This is a genomic window from Xanthomonas bromi, assembly GCF_900092025.1.
Classification (GTDB): Bacteria; Pseudomonadota; Gammaproteobacteria; order Xanthomonadales; family Xanthomonadaceae; genus Xanthomonas; species Xanthomonas bromi.
This window is the reverse complement of record NZ_FLTX01000006.1, coordinates 21,539-40,724: the sequence shown is the minus strand read 5'-3', so window position 1 is coordinate 40,724 and position 19,186 is coordinate 21,539. Positions and strand designations below refer to the sequence as shown.

Genomic DNA, 19,186 nt, shown 5'->3' with positions numbered 1-19,186 from the left:
CAGACAACGCACCGAATATGCGGTGAGCCTGGTGGCGACGTCCGCTGATCGTTGCCACGTCACTGTTGCGGTCACACCGCCAGCAACGGACCGGGATTGCTAGCGATCCGGCTCAACGCGTGCAGGCATCCACGCCAGGCACACCAACGCGGCGCACTCAACGCCGCGCAAACAGGCGCTGATCGATCCGCAACATCACAAAGCGCAGCGGCGTCCAGGCCAGGCATAAACCGGCCAGGATGCCCAGCGTGTCGGCCAGCGCGTCGTAGGGGTCGGCGCTTCGATTGGTCGTCAGTGCGCCTTGCGCGATTTCGATGCCGATCCCCAACCCCACCAGGCCGATGGCCGCAACGAGCTGCGCGCGACGGCGAGCAAACAACTGCACCGCGCCCCAGCACAACAGCGCAAAGGTCAAAAAGTGCTCGCCCTTGTCGCTGTTATCCGGCAGCTCCGGAATCTCCGGCGGCGGCCCCAGGCAGACCGCGATCACCACGACGATCGCAGCGATCCACAAGCCCACCCACAACCGCGGCCGATGAAACGGCCGTAGCGCCGACGTCACAACCGCCATGTGAGATCGCCTGCAAGGAATGCAGGTGCAAAGTCGACATCGCGCGAGAAGCCCATCACCTGGAAGCGCTCGCCCATCTCGCTGGGCAGCGTCAGCCGCTTGATCTGTTCGCGCAGACGCATCCGCCCCACTTCATCGGTGCGCGTATCGGCCTGTGCCAGTAATGCATCCAGCCCGTTACCGAGCAAGAAGCTTGCCTGCGTGCAATAACCGGCCAACTCGAAACCTGCGCCGGTGCCCGCCTCGGCCAACGCGGTGAAGTCCACCGATGCGGTCAGATCCTGCAGACCCGGCCAACGATACAGATCTTCATGCATGCGATGCCGATAGAACGCACGCAAGGTGCCGTCCTCGCGCTGCGCACGATAGAACTCGCCACGCGGGTAACCGTAGTCGACGAACAACATCGCACCGCGCTTCAATCCGCCGGCCACCGCCTGAATCCAGTACGGCAACTGCGGCAGCAACTCGGAGCGATAGCCATCGGCGAACGGCTGCTTCAGATAGCGCTCAAGATGCCGCACGGCCGCGCCGAGCAACGCATCGGCCGGTTGCTCGCCGCGTGCGAACTGCTGCTGCGCATCCAGCACCACGGTTTCTTCGTACACCTCGCCATTGCGCAGTGCGAAGCGCGGCGTGGGCAATGCATCGATGACTTCGTTCGCGAACAGGACGCCATCCCAATCGTCAGGGAACGGCGCATCCAGCCACTCCACCAGATCGAATACCGGCGGAATCAGACTGCGCCCCAGCCGCTCGCGCTGACGCTCGCGCAGGTCGGCGCTGGGCTCCAGGATCGCGTAACGCTCGGGCAGCGCGTCCAGCTCCAACAGCCGCTTGAGCGTGACTTCGGCAAACGCGCCGCTACCACCGCCCACTTCCAGCACCCGTGCCTGCGGCCCGAGCTGCTGCAACACCGGCGCCAACGCGCCGGAGACGGTGGCTGCAAACAGCGGCCCCAATTCCGGCGCGGTGACGAAATCCCCGGCCTCGCCGAACTTGCTCGCACCGGCGCTGTAATAGCCCAGGCCGGGGGCATACAGCGCCAGCTCCATGAAGCGCGAAAACGCAATCGCACCGCCGGCGGCCTGGATTTCGGCGCGCACATGCGCAGCCAGCCGGTCGCTGTGCGCCAGCGCGTCCGGATCGGGTGTGGGAAGGTCGGCGTGCATGCAGGCACCGGTTGCGGGGACAATGCACAGGATAGCCGAGCCCTTTGCAACGCCGAGCGAGTACGCCATGACAGACAGTTCCAAGGTGGTGTTGATCACCGGCGCAGGCCGCCGCATCGGCGCGCAGATCGCCACCACGCTGCATGCCGCCGGCTACTGCGTGGCCTTGCACGCACACCGCTCTGGCGACGCGCTGGACGCGCGCGTGGCCGAGCTGTGCGCACAGCGTGCCGGCAGTGCCCACGCCTTGCACGCCGATCTGCGCCTGCCCGACGCGCCTGCGCAATTGGTGGCCGATTGCCTGGCCGCGTTTGGTCGCCTGGATGGCGTGGTCAACAACGCCTCGGCGTTCTACCCCACCACCATTGGCGAGGCCACTGCAGCGCAATGGGACGAATTGTTTGCGGTGAATGCACGTGCGCCGTTCTTCATCGCCCAGGCAGCCGCAGCACAGTTGCGCCAGCACCGCGGCGCCATCGTCAACCTCACCGATCTGCACGCGCAGCAGCCCATGCGCAACCACCCGCTGTACGGCGCGTCCAAGAGCGCGCTGGACATGCTGACCCGCTCGCTCGCGCTGGAACTGGCGCCGCACGTGCGCGTCAACGCGGTCGCACCTGGGGCGATCCTGTGGCCGGAAGAAGGCAAGCCCTCCGAGGCCAAGCAGGCGCTGCTCGCACGCACGCCACTGGCGCGCATCGGTACGCCGGAAGAAGTTGCCGAAGCGGTGCGTTGGTTGCTGGACGAGGCCAGCTTCGTTACCGGGCATACCCTGCACGTCGATGGTGGCCGACAGCTCAGTTAGCGCGTCCCGCTCCTGCATGCGTTCGCTGCGCAGGGTCGCTCTGCGGGCAGCGCGCGTCAGCTGCGTTGCCACATCGCCAAGTGGCCACTGCCAGACAGTTTCCGCACCTCGTACCGCGACTCGCACGCTTGCGCGGCCGCGCTCATCTACGCCGTCAGAACGGTGCTACTGCGCCGCACTCAACTCCGGCGCAGCGACCTCATCCAGCTCCACCGTGGCAAACGCGCTGCCGTATTGCGGATGCGCTTGCCACAACGCCGCCAACGTTCGCCCACTGAGCGGGTCGATGAAGTGCGGCGCGATATCGGCCAGCGGCTTGAGCACGAATGCGTGCTTGAGCTCGGGCCGCGGGATGCGCAGATGCCCTGGACCTTCGATGATGCAATCGCCGAAGAACACCACATCCACATCCAGGGTGCGGTCGCTGAAACGCGGCCCGCTACGATCGCGGCCGTGCGCGTCTTCCAATGCATGCAGCCAATCATCGAGCGCGTGCAGGTCCAGATCGGTCTCCAGCATCACCGCGTTATTGACGAAGTCCGGCCCGTCGAAACCCACCGCCGGCGTGCGGTACGCGGGGGAAACATCGAGCTGGCCAAAGCGTGTGCGCAAGGCGGAGACGGCCAAGCGCAAGTAGTGGGCCGGCTGGACGTTGCTGCCGAGGCTGAGAAGCACGGTGGTCATGCGGTATTCGCGCATGAGGCCGGCGTGGGCGTCAACTGTTGCAATCGCATTGAACCGACCAACGCACATGCCGAGTGCGTAGAAACGTGATGTCAGGCAACTTCCAGCGCGTGCGAGACGGCGCGAAATACCCGGCGCATTTCCAGCGGTTTGCGCAGCACATGCACCGGCAGATCCGACGGAAAATGCGCACGATGCAGCGGCTTGCCAACATCTTCCAGCACAATCGCCGGGCCCTGATATCCAAGTTCCTGCATGCTCAACAGAATGCTCACTGCCGAGAGCAGGATGATGTCGCTGTCGATGATCACCAGATCCGGCATCGCATGCTGCTGCACCAGCTGCAGCGCCGCAGCACCATCGCTGGCCAACTGCGGTTGATAGCCCTGACTGGAGAGCGCGTTGCCCAGCAGCGACAGGCGCGTGGCCTCGCCATCGACCAACAAGATGCGCTGCCCATGGCCAAGTGCGAACGGCAGTTCGGTTTCGGTCACCGCCACCGACACCGCGCGCATCGGCACGATCATGTCGAAGCGCGTGCCCTCGCCCAGGCGGCTATCGACCACGATGCTGCCGCCGTAACTCTCCACGATGCGCTTGCACGAAATCAGCCCCAGCCCGGTGCCATCAACCTTGGTGGTGAAAAACGGGCTGAACAGGCGCACGCGGGTTTCATCGCTCATGCCCATGCCGGTGTCGACAACACTCATGCGCACGCGCGTGGCATCGAAGTGATCGGCCGACAGGATCAGGGTGCCGCCCGCCGGCATCGCCTGGATCGCGTTCAAGCCCAGGTTGAGCAGGCATTGCTGCAATTCGGTGTAGTTGGCCTCGATGGTCAGATCCGCGGCGATGGTGTCCATCTGCAGGCGTACGCCATCGGGCAGGCTGCTCTTGAGCAGCATCTGCACGGCCTGGAACAGACTGGCAAGGGACACCTGCTCGCGCGGTTTGTTGGACCCCCGCACGAACGACAGCATCGACTCGGCCATCTCATGCCCGCGCCGGCCGCATTCGGCCACCACGTTGGCCAGCTGACGCAGCTGCGGGTCGTCGGTGCGCCCGGCCAACAGGTCGGGCACGATCAACAACGGCTGCAGGATATTGCGCAGATCATGGCTCAGGCCGGCCGCCAGCATCGCCAGGCTTTCCAGTCGCTGCGCGCGCATCAACTCGCTTTCCACGCGCTGACGTTCCAGATCGGCGCGCGCCTCGCGGATCGCACGGATCACCGCGCTCGGCAGGCGGGTCGGGTTGTGTTTGATGATGTAGTCGTTGGCGCCATCCTGCAGCGCCTTGACCGCGGTCTCCTCACCCATGGTGCCGGAGACGAAGATGAAGGGCGTGGCACCGTTCTGGCGCACCAGACGCAGCGCCTGATGGCCGGAAAAGCCAGGCATGCTCAGGTCCGAGAGCACGATGTCCGGCTGGAAGGTATCCAGCGCGGCGCGCAGCGAAGGCTCGCTGTCCACGCGCTCGAATGCCGCATCCAGACCGGCATCGAGCAACTGGTCGGACAACAGCTCGGCATCTTCCGGTGAATCTTCCACCAGAAGGATCTTCAGCTGCTCCAGGTTGCCACCCTCATGCGGCATGGTTCAGTCCAGCTCCGGTGCCTGATTGATCACCGCCCAGAACGTGCCGAGCGTCTTGACCGCGTTGAAGAACTGATCCACATCCACCGGCTTGACGACATAGGCATTCACGCCCAGGTCCCAGCTGCGGGCCAGATCGCTTTCTTCGCGCGAGGACGAGAGGATCACGACCGGCAGGCGCTTGAGCGTTTCGTCGCTGCGCACCTGCTTGAGCACTTCCAGCCCGTCCAGGCGCGGCATCTTGATGTCCAGCAGCAGCACTGCCGGCAGGCCTTCCTCGCGATCGGCGAACATGCCCCGGCGCAACAGATAGTCCATGGCTTCCACGCCATCTTCGACGTGCACGATGGGGTTGGCAAGGCGGGCTTCGCGCAAGGCGTCGACCGCCATCTCCGCATCGGCCGGGCTGTCTTCTGCCAGAAGAATGGTACGGATGGCGGTCATACACTGAACTCTTGGTTGGGCGCTTCAAGCGCAGGAGGTAACACGAAATAAAACGTTGCACCTTCGTCGACGATGCCTTCAGCCCAGACCCGGCCGCCGTGACGCGTCAATACGCGCCGCACGCTGGCCAGGCCGATACCGGTGCCGGCGTACTCGCTAGCCTTGTGCAGCCGCTGAAACACACCGAATAGCTTAGCGCTGTACTCCATGTCGAAGCCGGCGCCGTTGTCGCGCACGCTGAACTGATGGCCGCCGTCGGCCATCGGCGTATAAGCGACCTCGACCTTGGCCACCTCGCGCTTGGCGCTGTACTTGACCGCGTTGCCGAGCAGGTTCATCCACAGCTGGCGCATCATGTTTTCGTCGGCCACCAGCACCGGCAGCGGCGCGATGTGCCATTCCACGCGGTGCCCGGTGTTCTCGCTCTGCACGTTGGAATCCAGGATGGCGCGCGTCTCGGCCACCAGCGATTGCATGTCCACCGCCTGCAGGCGTAGCGCACCTCGGCCCAGGCGCGAATACACCAGCAAATCGTCGATCAGCGAGGCCATACGCCGCGCCGAGCTGCTGATCACTTCCATGTAATGGCGCGATTTCTCGTCGGCCGTATCGCCCAGATGGCGGGCAAGCTTGTCGGAGAATCCGGCCACGTGCCGCAGCGGCGCGCGCAGATCGTGCGAGACCGAATAGCTGAAGGCTTCCAGCTCGCGGTTGACCTCCGATACCTGCTCCACCTTGCCTTCCATCTGCCGGTTGAGCTCCTGGATACGCAGCTGCGCGGCCTTTTGTACGCTGATGTCGCTCACCGTCATCAGCACCACGTCTTCATCGGTGGTGTCGGGCAGGGGCATGCGGCGTGCGTTGATCAACATGGTGCGCAGCACGCCGTCGGCGGTGCGCTGCTCATGTTCGTAATCCCACAACTCGCGCCCACGCAGCAACACATCGGCCAGCCGCTGATGGATTTGCGCATCGCGCCAGACGCCCTCGCCCACATCCTCCAACGCCATCGATTCGTTGCCGCGCTCCTCCAGGTCATACAACTCGGCGAAGGCAGGGTTATGCAACAAGATGCGCTGGCTGCTATCCAGCAACACGATCGGCTCGCGCACGGTCTGCAGCACCGAGCTGGCGCGGCCGTTGGCGCGCAGGTATTCCTGCTCGGCTGCCAGTCGGCGCCGGATCTGCCGTTGCAGCAGCCAGGTCACCGTGCCCAGCAACAACAGCTGCACCGCCAGCGCCGCCCAGCTCAGCACCGCGTAATGCATGCGCTCGGTCTTGGCGCGCAGATGGCGCAGCGCCAGCAACCGGCTTTCGGCGCTTTGCAGATCATCGAGCAGCAACCGGATCGGGTTGTTCGCCGTCAGGTCGTTGATCAACGTGCGGATCTGCTCCGGCGCAGTGGTCACCGCGATGCGCTCGGCCAGCTGCAGCCGCCGCTCGATGGTGCTCTGGATGCGCCCGATGCGCACCAGCTGCGCCGGGTTGTCCTTGGTCAGTTCGATCAACCGCTGCACTGCGGCCACGGATTCGCGCCGCCCGCGCCGCATGTGCTCCTGCAGCGCCTCGCGCTCCACCCCGTACGAGCGCATCAGCGCCGCCGATTCGGTATCGCGCATCGCCGCCTCCAGGTGCTGCGCGGTCTCCTGCACTTCCTGACTATGCGAGACCCAAACGGCGGCCAGGTTGGCGTTACGCGCCATCTGCTGCAGCAGCAACGACGGCACCACCACAATCAGGAACACGGCAACCGCCAACAAAGGCAGGCGCCAGCGATCCCACTTGTCTGCTTCGACCGTTGTTTGCATTGCTGGACCGGTTTCCGCTCGCTAAAGAGGCCAAGGACAGGTCGGTATTGTCTCCGATCGCACACCTTGCCAGATTAATGATTCAGAGAAATCCTGTCGGTCCGTGACATAGCTGAATGGGCATAGCATACGTGCTGTTGGCGTAAAAACCACGCGAGCGCCGCGCCGCCTGTCGGCTCGCCGGGCTGTTTCTTCAGAACGAAAAAAGGCGCACTCCGTAGAGTGCGCCTGGTGCGCGGGCCTGCCGCCTCGCCTCGGCAGCCCCGGCATTCGCAGCGGCTGCGCCTACTTCTTCGCAGCAGTGACCTTCAGGCCAGTCGACTTGACGCTCTTGACGCCCTCGATGCTCTTGGCAACGGCCACGGCCTTGTCGTGCTCAGCCTGGGTCGCGACGGTGCCCGTCAGGGTCACGATGCCGTTCTTGGTCTCGACCTTCACGTCGGTGCCCGACACGTTATCGGTGGCCAGCAGATCGGCCTTGACCTTGGTGGTGATCCAGGTGTCTGTGACCGGCTTCTTGGATTCGTTCATGCCGGCAGTGTGGTCCTTGTGGGCGCCCATGTCCTGCGGCGCGGCAAACGCCTGCGACGCGCCAAGGGTCAGACCGAGCGACAGCGACAGCGCCAACAACTTGTGTGCATGCGTCATGTTCTTCATACCAAGCACCTTCTGTTGAATGTGGCTGTAGTTTGCGGTGGCACTCGTCGAGCGGACGTGACCGTTGCATGCAGAGGCTGTGAACCCTGCGCACACGGGCAGGTGCAATACCATGCGGACTCCACTCGTCGTTGCGATGAACCGTTTTCAATGCCTAAACCGTTCAATCTGGCCGTCGTCGGCTACGGCTATGTCGGCCGCACCTTTCATGCACCGCTGATCGCAAGCACCTCTGGCTTGCAACTGCACAGCGTGGTGTCGTCCAAGCCGCAACAGCCGCAGTCCGACTTCCCCGGCATCGACGTAGTTGCCGACCTCGACCGCGCACTGGCCGATCCCGCACTGGATGCTGTGGTATTGGCCACCCCCAACCAGACCCACGCGCCCTTCGCGCTGCAGGCCCTGGCCGCCGGCAAGCATGTGCTGGTGGACAAGCCGTTCGCACTGGATGCTGCGCAGGCGCAGCAGATGGTCGATGCCGCAAACGCGGCCGGACGCGTCATCAGCGTGTTCCAGAATCGCCGTTGGGATGCCGACTTTCTCACCGTGCAGCGGCTCATCGAAGAAGGCCAGCTGGGTGAAGTGGTGGAGTTCCATTCGCACTTCGATCGCTATCGCCCGCAAGTGCGCGACCGTTGGCGCGAGAGCGATAGTCCCGGCGCCGGGCTCTGGTACGACCTGGGACCGCATCTGCTCGATCAGGCGCTGCAGTTGTTCGGTTTGCCGCAGGGTATCGGCGCGGATCTGCAACGTCAGCGCGACCAGGCACGCAGTGTCGATTATTTCCACGTCACCCTGCACTACTCGCGGCTGCGCGTGGTGCTGCATGCAGGATCCCTGGTGGCCGATGGCAGCCTGCGCTTCGCCGTGCACGGCACGCGCGGCAGTTACCTCAAGCGCGGCCTGGATACGCAGGAAGACCAATTGCGCACCGGCCGTCGTCCCGGCACGGTCGGCTGGGGCATCGACCCGTTACCCGGCACGCTCACCCGCGTGGATGACGAGGGCCGCATCCACACCCATCAACCCGACAACCTGCCGGGCGACTATCGGCAGTACTACGCCGCCTTCCGCGACGCGCTAGCCGGCACCGGCCCGGCGCCGGTCAGCGGCCACGACGCGGTGCAGCTCATGCAGCTGGTGGAACTTGCGCAACGCAGTGCTGCCAATGGCCAGGTGCAGTGGCTGGACGCTGCGCGCGGGCTGTAGCGCCGGAAAGTCGGTGAGGCGCCATGCGTGTGGATACCGCTTGCATATCTTGCATCTGCGCGCGGTCACCCCTGTCTCGCTGCGTGCGGCGTTACATATAACGTCGCAAGCACGTGCAGGTGATCGTCGATGCATGGCGTTGAGCAGTCGGCACCAGGCACTCGGTAAATGATGCTAGGTGCTCGACAGGTTGCATGGCCGGGTAACGAAGCGGCAGCGACATTACCAATGTCGCTCGATGCTTCAAGCACCATCGCACTCTGTTTGACGGCGCGATGCGCTCACCAGTGTCGGTAGCCGCTTCAAACCAGGCGGCTAAGCGCCATAGAACGCCGATGCCGACAGTGCGCGCCGCAATGCAGGCGCGTACTGTCATTGCATCGACGCCTTACGCGTCCTTGCTACCGATCGTCGGCGTAGCAGAAGTCGTGGTCATCACTGCATGCCCACCGAACTGGTTGCGCATCGCCGCCAGCAGTTTGTCGGTGAACGAATCCTTGTCGCGCGAGCGTAGCCGCTCCATCAGCGACAAGGTGATGACCGGTGCCGACACTTCCAGATCGATCGCCTCGGCCACCGTCCAGCGGCCTTCGCCCGAATCGGCAACGAACGGCGCGATGCCGGCCATGGTCGGGTTATGCGTCAACGCATCGGCAGTGAGATCCAGCAGCCACGAACGCACCACGCTGCCATCTCGCCAGATGTCGGCAACCTGGTGCAGATCCAGCGCAAAATCGGTCTTGTGCTGCATCAGCGCAAAGCCTTCCGCATAGGCCTGCATCATTCCGTATTCGATGCCGTTGTGAACCATCTTGGTGAAGTGGCCGGCACCGCTCGGGCCAACCCGTCCCCAGCCCTTGTCCGGCGCAGGCGCCAGCGTGGCCAGGACCGGATGCAGTGTGGTCACCGCCGCCTCTTCGCCGCCAACCATCAGGCTATAGCCTTCCTTCAAGCCCCACACGCCACCACTGGTACCGCAATCGACAAACGCGATACCGCTTTCCTGCAGCTGCGCCGCGCGACGCTGTGAATCCTTGTAATACGAATTTCCGCCATCGATGACGATGTCGCCGGCCTGCAGCAACGGCTGCAGCTGCGCCAGCGTGTCATCGACGATCTTGCCGGCCGGCACCATCAGCCACACCACGCGCGGGCTCGGCAGTGCGGAGACCAGCGCTGCCAGCGCATCGGCGGTGACAATGCCCTTGGCTTGCGCGCTGGTGCGCGCGCCCGCACCCGGATCGTAGCCATGCACGCGATGCCCGCCGTTGACCAATCGCTCGGCCATGTTGGCGCCCATGCGGCCCAGTCCCACCATACCCAGTTCCATACTCGCTCCTCATGATCTGATCAGTGCAGGGTGCCATGCTCAGCTGATGCTGGCATGGCGGAATTCTCAATGGATTGTTCCGCGACGGCGACGGCGACGGCGGCGGCGCTGCACTGCTGCATCTGCCAATCGATCCACCGCCAGTACAACGTGGTGCGCAGATTGTGCAAGGTCAGGTCGATCGCGTACGGCGTGCGCGGGTTACGATCCAGCAGGCGCGCCACGTGATAGCCGATCGGCTTGGTGCCCTTGGGATGCACGTACACCGCAAAGCCTTGGTAGAACGGGTCGTCCAGCAACCTCTGTAATTCCTGCAATCGGGCCTGTTGCTGCGGGTCCAGCGTTGCCCGCAATCCCGCGTCGCGTTCGTAAAGCAAGCGTTCGAAGCGGCGCTTGCCAGGCCCGCGCAGCTGTTTGGCCAACTCCCAGATCTGCCGGTTGCGCGCGTCGTAATACGCAAAGCCGCCGTGCTGCGCCAGCGCCTGGGCAGCTGCATCGCTGACGTCGACCACCACGAAATTTTCGGCCTGATTGTGGATGTCGTCCAGATAGGCCTTGTCGAACACATGCGCAATGAACCCCGGCGCGCCGACAAACGCTTGCCGCCCGAGTTGCGAGGTTTTCACCGCCTTGCCGTCGGCGAAAAATTCGCCGGCATGCGCACCGAGCAGGATGCTGTCGGTGTCGTGCAAGGTCAGAAACGTGCCGATCGAAAGTTCGCCAGGTGTAAACGCCTGATCGAACCCGGCATCGCCGAACAATTCGCGCTGCGTGGCGAGCTGAGCCACCTGCCGGCCCACGCCGCACTCGGAGCGCACCTGGCCGCGGTAGAAGGCCTCCAGCGCCTGGGCATTGCTGCCGCGCGGCTGATATCCGCGACCGAAACTCTTGAATCCACTCCAGCCCTGCGCAGCGGCGCCACGCCAGCCAAATCCAATCCACCCCAGTTGCACTGCCGAGAAGCGGTAGCGCGCGTTGTTCTGCAATTGCGTCACCGCACGACGGGTGGCTGCGCCGAGTTCGAACGCATAGGCGCACTGCGTCGCGGTATCGTCCAGCAAGGCGGTGAGCGCTGCGTGGCGCTGTTGCGTCTTCCAGCCGGCCGGAAGTAGTAGCTGCAGATCGCCGGCGGCCTGCACCTGTGCAAGCGTGCCACGCGTGCACGGTTGACCACGCTGTATCACCGGTGCACTTACCGCGGCGACACGGATGGTCCAACCCAGCCGTCGCAGCAGTGCTTCCACGCAGTCCGCGCTAGCGGCGTTTGCAGTCTCGCTCGGCGCAGCCCCCGCCACCTGCAGCAGTTGCACCGCAAACAGGGCGCTTGCACATACCAACGCGGCAACTCTGCGCCTGCCTGCATGCCACAGCGGCATCGGCGCAGCGGGCGGTTGCGGTAACGACGAACGGCGGTGCGCGTGGGCAACACTCATCGAGGACATGCGCAATCAATCGTCGGCACGGCGCCGCACCCCCAAACGTAGAAAGCCCCGGCATGGCCGGGGCTCGCAAGACTCACAGCAGGCCAGTCACTTCACCAGCCTCAGCGACGTTCGCAGACGCGCTCGACCTGACGATTGCCGTTGGCCTGCTGGCGATTGCCCTGGATGGTGCGGCCGGCTGCCCCGCCCGCCACTGCCCCGGCCACGGTCGCCAGCTTCTTGCCGTTGCCGCCGCCGACCTGGTTGCCCAGCAAGCCACCGATCGCGGCGCCAGCCAGCGTACCGCCGATGCGATTCGGGTCGGTCGAGTTCTTCTGCACCTCGACATTCCGGCAGCGAACGCGGGTGCCATCGTTGAACCTGCGGCCTTCATCTGCTTCCGAATAGCGATGCTGATGCGAATAGTTTTGAGCCTGTGCGAAGGTGCTCGTCGCCATCAGGCCGATCAAGGACATACCCAGCAGGGAGGTGCGCATTTTCATCGTTGTTCTCCACGTTTCTCGCTCGCTCGGCGAGCCATGGGCGCACTGTGGCCAGTGGGTCGAGAACACAACGTGAAGCGCAAGCCCGGCTATTCAGGCTTTAGAGCGGAGCGTGAACCGCGTCGTCACGGCTGTTTGGCCGGTTCGCTCTGCGGCAGCTTCGCCGGTGCCGGTGGCGGGTCCTGCGCTTCGACCGGCAATGGCGCCACCGGCGGCTGGGCAACCGTTGCGGGAGCTGCCGCAGCGGGCGCAGGCGGTGCCGGGGTCGGGGTGGTTGCGGCAGGGGTGGCCGGACCCGCAGCTGCCGGCGCTGGTGCCGCCGCATGCGCGGGTGCGGGCGTGGGCGCCGTACTCGCGGCAGCAGGCACCGCTTCGGTGACCTTGGGGAGATACGAATTCAGGCGTTCGAAAAAACGCTTGTAGAAGGCCGCATCCTGCACCGTGGTGCTGGACACGCGCACCAGCGAATCGCCACTGCTACCGACCGGCAGCGACACCGACCCCAGCATGCCCACGCCTACGCTGGCCGAGGTGGAGCTCTTCTTCAGCGCGTACCGGTCCTGCAGCGCACTCACGAAGACCTGCGCCTTGCCGCCGTCCTGAGTGGCGCAGGAAATGCGCAGATTGAGCTGCTCGCTTTGGTCGGCTTCCTTGAGCTGGAAGTTCTTGCTGCCTTCCACCGCAGCGGCATCGGCACGCGTGACGGCGTAGCCCTGACTCAACAGCACACGCCGCGCCGCCTCGCAAGCTTGCGGCGAACTGGCCACCACGCTGCGCGAATAGGTGTCATCGGAATTGAACGACTCGCGCATCAGCATCGTGTCGCCCTTGCTGCCACCGCAGCCAGCCAGGGTTGACAACGCGCCAAGCAATGCGCCGCGCGCGATCAGGGAAGAACAAGACATAGGGAGATTCCGGCATCCAAAACCGGCATAGAGCATAGCGGCAACTCATGTGTGCGCGCCGTCGCGTTGCCGAATCAGGGCAATGGCGGTTCATCCGCCGGCAGTTGCAGGTCCACCTGCAAGCGACTGCCATCGGCGCCGATGCGCTCGGCGCGCAGGTAGTGGCGCGCACGCACCATCGCCAGCGCTACCGGCGCACGGCACGGCTCGCCCCACAGGCTCAACGCGAAGCCCTGCTGCTGCAGCCAGTGGGTCAGACGGTCCCAGAGCGATTGCTCTGCGCGCAGCATGAGGTCCAGATCGGCCGGGCGCTCGGGCACCAACGTCGGCGACTCCAGCCAGCGCGCGTAGCTGCCATGCACCACCACCGGCAGTTCCTGCGCTTGCACCGCCTGCAGCAAGTGCGCGGCCTGCTGCAGGTCGAGCCGGGAGCGGCTGTGCTGGAAGATCAGCGCGTATTCGTGGCTGCGATTGCTCCGTGCATCTGCATGCGCCAGCGCTGCGCCCGGATGCCGACAGCACAGCACCCGCTCCTCGCGCAGGGTGAACAGGCTGGCCAGGATCCGGCCTAGATCCCACGCCTGCGGAATCACGCGGCCGCCGACCACCACGTTCTGCACCATCGTCACACCCACGCCTTCGGGCCGCAGCTGCTGGCGCAGCGCATGAAAGACCGCACGCATGCCGGCCAGATAGCTGGCGTAATCGCCACTGGCGTAGAGCTGACCAGGCAACGCGCCGCCCTGCCAGTGACAACCGAAATACGGCACGTTGGTCAGACACAGATCGATCGGCGCAGCCGGCGCGGTCTCGGCCAGGCTGCCGACCACCACCGGCGCCTCCACCGCGTGCCGTTGCAGGCGCGTGCGCGCCACCTGCGCGCGTGCCGGATCGATCTCCATGCCATGCGCCTTGCGGCCTTCCAGTGCGGCTGCCAGCAAGGTGCTGCCGAAGCCGCAAAACGGGTCGAACACCTGCTCGCCCGGGCGGCTGAAATGGCGCACGAAAGGGCGCATCTGATCGACCCAGCCACAGTCGCGTCCGTTCAGCGGGTCGGCCGCGCTCAGATCCCCTGGCAACGCCCAGGCGACATCGTCCGAGGTTGGCGTCCACCAACTGCGTTGATCGAACTCATCCATCGGCAGGCTCCCACAGCACATCTGCGTCCGGGTTCCAGCCGGCGCACAGGCGACCATTGGCAAAGAACACCAGCTTGTACAGATCGCCAGTGGCGTGGCGCGCGTGCATCGCCGCATAGTCCGCGCTTTCGAAGACCACCTGTAAGCCGGCCTCGTCGCGCAGTCGTACATTCCAGAAGTAATAGCCTTCGGTCAGACCGTCGGGTTGCCAGCGCGACCACCAGGGCTGCTGCATGCACTCGGCCAGCAATGTGTCCACGCCGACGCGGTGCTCGCCGATGTAGCGCAGTGTGCCGTTGCTGCGATAGGCATCGTCCAGCTGCGACAATTCGCGAAAGATCACCTGCGTGGCGCCACAGCTGCGCGCACATGCGATGTACCGCGCAATGGCATCGGCATTGTCCACGCCACCGCGCTGCACGATACAGACCAAGCGCAGCGGCAACCGCGCCGCGAGACGCTGCGCCGTGTGCACGAAGGTCGCCGCATCGGCGATGGGCTCGTCCGCGCGGAAACGCATGATCGCGTCATTGCGCTCCTGCAACGGATGGTGACGCGACAGCTCGACACACGACACACGACACACGACACACGACAGCCTGAAGGCGACCAGCGCATCGATCAACTGCGCACCGTGTTCGCGCGCCAACCCGGCGCCATTGGTGTACAGCACGCGCTGCTCGACACGTGGACCGTTCGCTGTTGTTGCCAAGGTCTGCAGCAAGGTCTGCAACCACGCTGCATCGTCGGTCATTTCCAGACCGGACAACGAATACGACAGCGGCACAGCATGCAACAGCTGCAAAGCGTCGCTCAACTGCCGGAAATACGCGGGCCCGGGTCGCAACATTGCTCCGGCGCGGCCGCTGCCGTGCTGACGCAGGTTTTCCGAACAGAACCCGCAGCGCGCAGAACACGGCCGCACCGATGCATATGGGGTAAAGGTAATCGGCAACGCCGCGCGATAGGTCCGCGCACCGATGCGCAGTGCATGCCATCGGCTGGCTTCGTCCTGCAGCGGCACGCGCCGCTGCAGGCTAGGCGCTGCAGCACGTAAACGCGCCAACAGCGGTGAAGCAGGCGACAAGGAACTGTCGTCGATGGAAGCGTGCATGGCGAACCCTGCGCGCCGCACCTCAGCGACGCGCGGCGTTGGCACGCGCGCGCACCTGCTCCAGCGTCCACTCCTGTTGCGACACGCCGTTTTCCCACACCGTCACCAGCGCATCTTCGCTGTCGGCATGCGTGCCAACCTCATCGAGCAACGCGCTACGGTAACTGCCATCGTTGCGGTTGCGCAGCAAGGTCAGGCGACCGCGTTTGCTCTGCTTGCCCTGGTCGGTGATCGGATCCTTGTAGACATCGATCCACTGCCCGTCCACGCGTACGGCCGAGCACTTCAACGCGAACTTCTGGGTGTCGCGATCCACCTTCTGCAGCAACGCACCACCCATACCGAAAGCGACATTGTCCGCGGCATAGCCTGCGGCGGTGATGCGCTCCAGAATCGCGCGCAACGAGCCGGGGTTGATGCCGTCGCCCTGGATCACCCGCACATGGTTGAGCACCTTATACCCCTTGCCATTGACCTGATGGCCGAAGGCTTCGTCCAGCAACAGCAGGCACTGTTCGACCACATCCACCGGGTCGCCCGAGTCCGGGCGAATCACCACGGTTGCACCAGAAGCAATCACTTCCTCGCGCAAGGTGGCGCCCCAATGCTCGCGAATGGCACGGTAGATGTCGTAGCTGTCGGATACCACCGCCACGATGGAACCGGGTCGCGCGAACTGCGTCAGCATGTTGCGATACGCATCCACCTCGCGCTCGCGGCCCCAGCTGGTGATGGTGCTGTGCTCGGCAGCGGGAATCGAATACCCGGCCACCGGCGTGTGGTAATGCGCACGCGCCAGCAGCAACGCCGACAAGGTATCGGTGCCAAGAAAATTCACCAGATGCGCGGCACCGCCCAATGCCGCCGAGCCAAGACTGGACACACCACGCGCGCCAAAATCATGCAGTTTGAAAGGCAACTGCCCTTCCGGATCGTCGCTGGTACGCTCCAGGTAGTCGCGCACGATCTGCTTCACCTGCCAGCTCACCGTGGCCACCGTCACCGGGTACCACACCCGCAACAGCAAGGTTTCCAGATACGACGGCACCCAGAACGCCTTGGCGTCGGTGGATTCGATTGTCATCAGCACGTTGTGCGTGGGCACCACCGCACCTTCGGGCACGGCACGGATGCGGATCGGCAACTGCCCACCGAGGCGGTCGACGATATCGCGCCAACCGGCTTCGTTGAACGGCTCGCCGTGCGCGGCCAGCAAGGCCTTGGCATCGTCGATGTCGGCGTGCGTCACCGGCCGGTTGATCGCTTCTTTCAGGATCGATTGCAGGCCGAAGAAGACGGTTTGCTCGTACAGGCCGCCGCGCGATTCGACGTAGAAAAACGAGGCATCGGTGCCGGGCGGATATTGCAGCCAGTGGCTGGCCTTGTAGCTATCGGTATTGAGCAGCAGGTTATCGAGGTAATGCATGACGGAAGCTCCTTCGCGTCGAATGAACCAGCGGTCTGTCCGCCGGCGGGAGGTCGCGGTCCACGCGCTCACACTGCATGCGGTGCGGCTGCATCACCGCAACATGCAGTCGTTTGCGCGCTCAGCCACGGCCCAGAAAGAATTCGAGAATATGCAGATGGTCTTCGTACAGGCGCGGGCCCATCGCCATCACCTCGGCGATCGGGATCCAGCGCGCTTTATCGGCATCGTCGCCACCGCGTACCGCAGGCAATTCGCCGGCGGGAAATTCGAAATGGAATGCATGGGTAATCGTGCGTCCACGCTGGCTACGCTCGGGGTGATCGAACACCTGCCGGCCACGCAACGACCCCTTGAGCACCGGCACCGGCAACTTGAGCCGGGTTTCCTCGCGCAGCTCGCGCAGGCAGCAATCCAGCAGGCCTTCGTCCTGGCCGACAAAACCACCCGGCAACGCCCATAAGCCCTTGCCCGGCTCGGCGCGCCGCCGCACCAACAGCACATGCCCCGAGTGCACCACCACTGCATCGGTGGTTACGAACGTCGGCGGATACGGTGCGTCTTTCCACGCAGCGCGGTATTGCTCGATAAAACGGTATTCGGCCACCAGTTGCGCGTAGCTCGGCGAATTACGCCGGAACGCTTCCAGCATGTCGTACACCGGCGCCGGCACATTGCCGCGCAGCATCAACAACCCGCCATGGAACCCGATGTCGCCGGCTTCGAACAGGTAGCGGCGCAATTCGGTCGCCGACAGCGAGGCCGTATGTTGCACATCCTCCAGCGGCCACTGCGGAAATTCGCGCAGGTAATAACTGCTGGCATCCTTGTCCATGCCGATCAGGCCGATGTGCGCATCCAGCGTGCCGCCATCGGCTTGCACCGCGTCGGCAACCTGACGTTGCACCTCAGCAATCCACAGACTTTCGTTATAAAGATGATCACGTAGCGGGCGCACGATCAGCCGCGCGGTTTCGTCCGGCAATGCCGATTCGATCATCACCGCGCGTTCGGCGACGGTCCACGGGTTGCGGATGGTGCGGGGCGTGTCGGCCGAGCCGATCAGCAGGATGAGCGTTTTCGCCTTGCCCAGCGCGTGGCGGGCGACGGCGGCGTGGCCGTTATGAAAGGGCTCGAAGCGCCCGATAAACACGAGATAGTCGTACGGTGTTGCCATGAGAATCCCTCACGGTTGAGTGGTCAGCTGGCGGTCTCTCCACCGGCGTGCTGCAAAGGCTACGCCGATGCGCGACGGCGTCAAGCGCCTGTCTGGTGCACTGACACAACGGTCATGCATGCTGGCTAGACTCGCCTGCTGCCTTCTGGAGATCCACGACATGCCACGCTCATTGCTACGTGTTGCGCCACGTTGTTTTCTCGCCGCCATCCTCGCGCTATGCATGACGCTGCCAGCCTTTGCCACCTCCGCGCCGGCACCGTTGCGGGTGATGTCGTTCAACGTGCGCGTGCCAGTGGACAGCGACGGCGACAAACGCTGGACGGTGCGGCGGACCTCGATGGTCGCGTTGATCAAACAGGCCCATCCCGATGTGTTCGGCACCCAGGAACTGGTGCAGGCACAGGCGCAGTATCTGGCCTCTCACCTGCCAACCTATCGCTGGTTCGGCAAGGGACGGCGTGCCGATGGCAGCGACGAACATATGGGCGTGTTTTACGACAGCAACGCACTGCGCGTTATCGAATCAGGCGACTTCTGGTTATCCGAAACCCCCGAGGTGCCTGGCAGCAGCAGTTGGGACACCGACCTGCCGCGCATGGTCACCTGGGCATTGTTCGAACGCCGCAGCGACAAGCGCCGCTTTTATCTACTGAATACCCATTTTCCGCATCGCGCTCAGGATGAAGCCGCACGCGAGCACGGCGCACGCGTGATCCTGTCGCGTATCGCAACGCTACCTGCCGAGATCCCGGTGATCGTGACCGGCGATTTCAATAGCGATCCCGATCAAGGCACCTATCGCACGCTCACCGCCGTGCTCGACGATGCGCGTACGCATGTGGCGAAGCCGCAGGGCCCGGAAAAGACCTTCCAGGATTTCACCACCCAGCCAACGCGACGTATCGACTGGATCTTGTTCCGTGGGCTGACGCCGACCCGTTGTTCAACGCTCGACACGCGCCCAGGCGGCATCTTGCCGTCCGACCATTATCCGGTGATGGCCGAATTCAGCTGGCCGCAATGAGTCGCAGGCACACGCAGTGCTTGGGCGACTGGCGCTTGGCGGCAGACACAGCGGTTGCGCTACTGACGCTTGGTGGCAATGCTATCGCGGCGACAGCAGCCTGTTGCAAGCGCACGTGTAGCATGCACTGACGTTGCCCCATGCGGGTCGTGGTTGCCACCACGCTCCGCGATCGCGACGTACCGCACCTCCATCCCAC

The 19,186-nt window shown here is 64.4% G+C and carries 18 protein-coding genes; 3 read left to right on the top strand and 15 right to left on the bottom strand.

Going from position 1 to position 19,186, the window contains the following annotated elements; genetic code table 11:
- Positions 1 to 157 precede the first annotated feature (157 nt).
- On the bottom strand, positions 158 to 571 hold the full coding sequence (locus XBLMG947_RS02470) for a VanZ family protein (RefSeq protein WP_065466223.1): 414 nt from the start codon (positions 569 to 571) through the stop codon (positions 158 to 160).
- Entirely contained in the window at positions 559 to 1,812 is a 1,254-nt protein-coding gene (locus tag XBLMG947_RS02465) for a class I SAM-dependent methyltransferase (RefSeq protein ID WP_181093058.1), read from the bottom strand. The genes XBLMG947_RS02470 and XBLMG947_RS02465 overlap by 13 nt, the downstream gene beginning before the upstream one ends.
- On the opposite strand from XBLMG947_RS02465, the gene XBLMG947_RS02460 reads away from it, so the two are divergent.
- Positions 1,811 to 2,548, top strand: a complete 738-nt coding sequence (locus tag XBLMG947_RS02460; RefSeq protein ID WP_065466222.1) for a pteridine reductase — start codon at positions 1,811 to 1,813, stop codon at positions 2,546 to 2,548. The genes XBLMG947_RS02465 and XBLMG947_RS02460 overlap by 2 nt on opposite strands.
- Before the next feature lie 165 nt (positions 2,549 to 2,713).
- On the opposite strand, the gene folK is transcribed toward XBLMG947_RS02460, so the two are convergent.
- The 5 genes from folK to XBLMG947_RS02435 all read right to left on the bottom strand — a co-directional run bounded on the left by folK (position 2,714) and on the right by XBLMG947_RS02435 (position 7,736).
- On the bottom strand, positions 2,714 to 3,232 hold the full coding sequence (gene folK / locus XBLMG947_RS02455) for a 2-amino-4-hydroxy-6-hydroxymethyldihydropteridine diphosphokinase (RefSeq protein WP_065466249.1): 519 nt from the start codon (positions 3,230 to 3,232) through the stop codon (positions 2,714 to 2,716).
- 92 nt (positions 3,233 to 3,324) lie between these two features.
- Entirely contained in the window at positions 3,325 to 4,827 is a 1,503-nt protein-coding gene (locus tag XBLMG947_RS02450) for an ATP-binding response regulator (protein ID WP_065466221.1), read from the bottom strand.
- 3 nt (positions 4,828 to 4,830) lie between these two features.
- Positions 4,831 to 5,271, bottom strand: coding sequence for a response regulator (locus XBLMG947_RS02445; protein WP_003482689.1), 441 nt, complete (start codon positions 5,269 to 5,271; stop codon positions 4,831 to 4,833).
- Positions 5,268 to 7,079: a sensor histidine kinase gene (locus XBLMG947_RS02440; protein WP_065466220.1), complete on the bottom strand. Its 1,812-nt coding sequence runs from the start codon at positions 7,077 to 7,079 to the stop codon at positions 5,268 to 5,270. Before XBLMG947_RS02440 ends, XBLMG947_RS02445 begins: the two co-directional genes overlap by 4 nt.
- A 285-nt stretch (positions 7,080 to 7,364) precedes the next feature.
- The gene (locus XBLMG947_RS02435; RefSeq protein ID WP_065466219.1) at positions 7,365 to 7,736 is read right to left on the bottom strand and encodes a BON domain-containing protein; all 372 of its coding nucleotides are present in this window, start codon (positions 7,734 to 7,736) and stop codon (positions 7,365 to 7,367) included.
- Positions 7,737 to 7,886: 150 nt separating this feature from the next.
- Here XBLMG947_RS02435 and XBLMG947_RS02430 point away from each other — a divergent pair, with 150 nt between their 5' ends.
- A complete protein-coding gene (locus XBLMG947_RS02430; RefSeq protein ID WP_065466218.1) occupies positions 7,887 to 8,945 on the top strand; it encodes an oxidoreductase in 1,059 nt (352 codons plus the stop codon).
- 388 nt (positions 8,946 to 9,333) lie between these two features.
- On the opposite strand, the gene gnd is transcribed toward XBLMG947_RS02430, so the two are convergent.
- The 8 genes from gnd to XBLMG947_RS02390 all read right to left on the bottom strand — a co-directional run bounded on the left by gnd (position 9,334) and on the right by XBLMG947_RS02390 (position 17,960).
- A complete protein-coding gene (gnd, locus tag XBLMG947_RS02425; protein ID WP_065466217.1) occupies positions 9,334 to 10,275 on the bottom strand; it encodes a phosphogluconate dehydrogenase (NAD(+)-dependent, decarboxylating) in 942 nt (313 codons plus the stop codon).
- Between the two features lie 20 nt (positions 10,276 to 10,295).
- Entirely contained in the window at positions 10,296 to 11,651 is a 1,356-nt protein-coding gene (locus XBLMG947_RS02420; RefSeq protein WP_065466216.1) for a hypothetical protein, read from the bottom strand.
- A 167-nt stretch (positions 11,652 to 11,818) separates the two neighbouring features.
- Complete coding sequence (locus XBLMG947_RS02415; RefSeq protein ID WP_065466215.1) at positions 11,819 to 12,199, bottom strand: glycine zipper 2TM domain-containing protein; 381 nt, start codon at positions 12,197 to 12,199, stop codon at positions 11,819 to 11,821.
- A 125-nt stretch (positions 12,200 to 12,324) separates the two neighbouring features.
- The gene (locus XBLMG947_RS02410; RefSeq protein WP_065466214.1) at positions 12,325 to 13,104 is read right to left on the bottom strand and encodes a DUF2242 domain-containing protein; all 780 of its coding nucleotides are present in this window, start codon (positions 13,102 to 13,104) and stop codon (positions 12,325 to 12,327) included.
- Between the two features lie 74 nt (positions 13,105 to 13,178).
- Complete coding sequence (locus XBLMG947_RS02405) at positions 13,179 to 14,243, bottom strand: DNA methyltransferase (RefSeq protein ID WP_065466213.1); 1,065 nt, start codon at positions 14,241 to 14,243, stop codon at positions 13,179 to 13,181.
- Positions 14,236 to 15,357, bottom strand: coding sequence for a hypothetical protein (locus tag XBLMG947_RS02400; RefSeq protein ID WP_065466248.1), 1,122 nt, complete (start codon positions 15,355 to 15,357; stop codon positions 14,236 to 14,238). The genes XBLMG947_RS02405 and XBLMG947_RS02400 overlap by 8 nt, the downstream gene beginning before the upstream one ends.
- A 22-nt stretch (positions 15,358 to 15,379) precedes the next feature.
- Positions 15,380 to 16,783 (bottom strand): nicotinate phosphoribosyltransferase, encoded by a 1,404-nt coding sequence (locus XBLMG947_RS02395; protein WP_065466212.1) that lies wholly within the window; start codon positions 16,781 to 16,783, stop codon positions 15,380 to 15,382.
- A 121-nt stretch (positions 16,784 to 16,904) separates the two neighbouring features.
- Complete coding sequence (locus XBLMG947_RS02390) at positions 16,905 to 17,960, bottom strand: bifunctional nicotinamide-nucleotide adenylyltransferase/Nudix hydroxylase (RefSeq protein ID WP_065466211.1); 1,056 nt, start codon at positions 17,958 to 17,960, stop codon at positions 16,905 to 16,907.
- A gap of 160 nt (positions 17,961 to 18,120) precedes the next feature.
- Between XBLMG947_RS02390 and XBLMG947_RS02385 the strand changes: the two genes are divergently transcribed.
- Positions 18,121 to 18,987 (top strand): endonuclease/exonuclease/phosphatase family protein, encoded by an 867-nt coding sequence (locus XBLMG947_RS02385; protein ID WP_065466210.1) that lies wholly within the window; start codon positions 18,121 to 18,123, stop codon positions 18,985 to 18,987.
- Positions 18,988 to 19,186 lie beyond the last annotated feature (199 nt).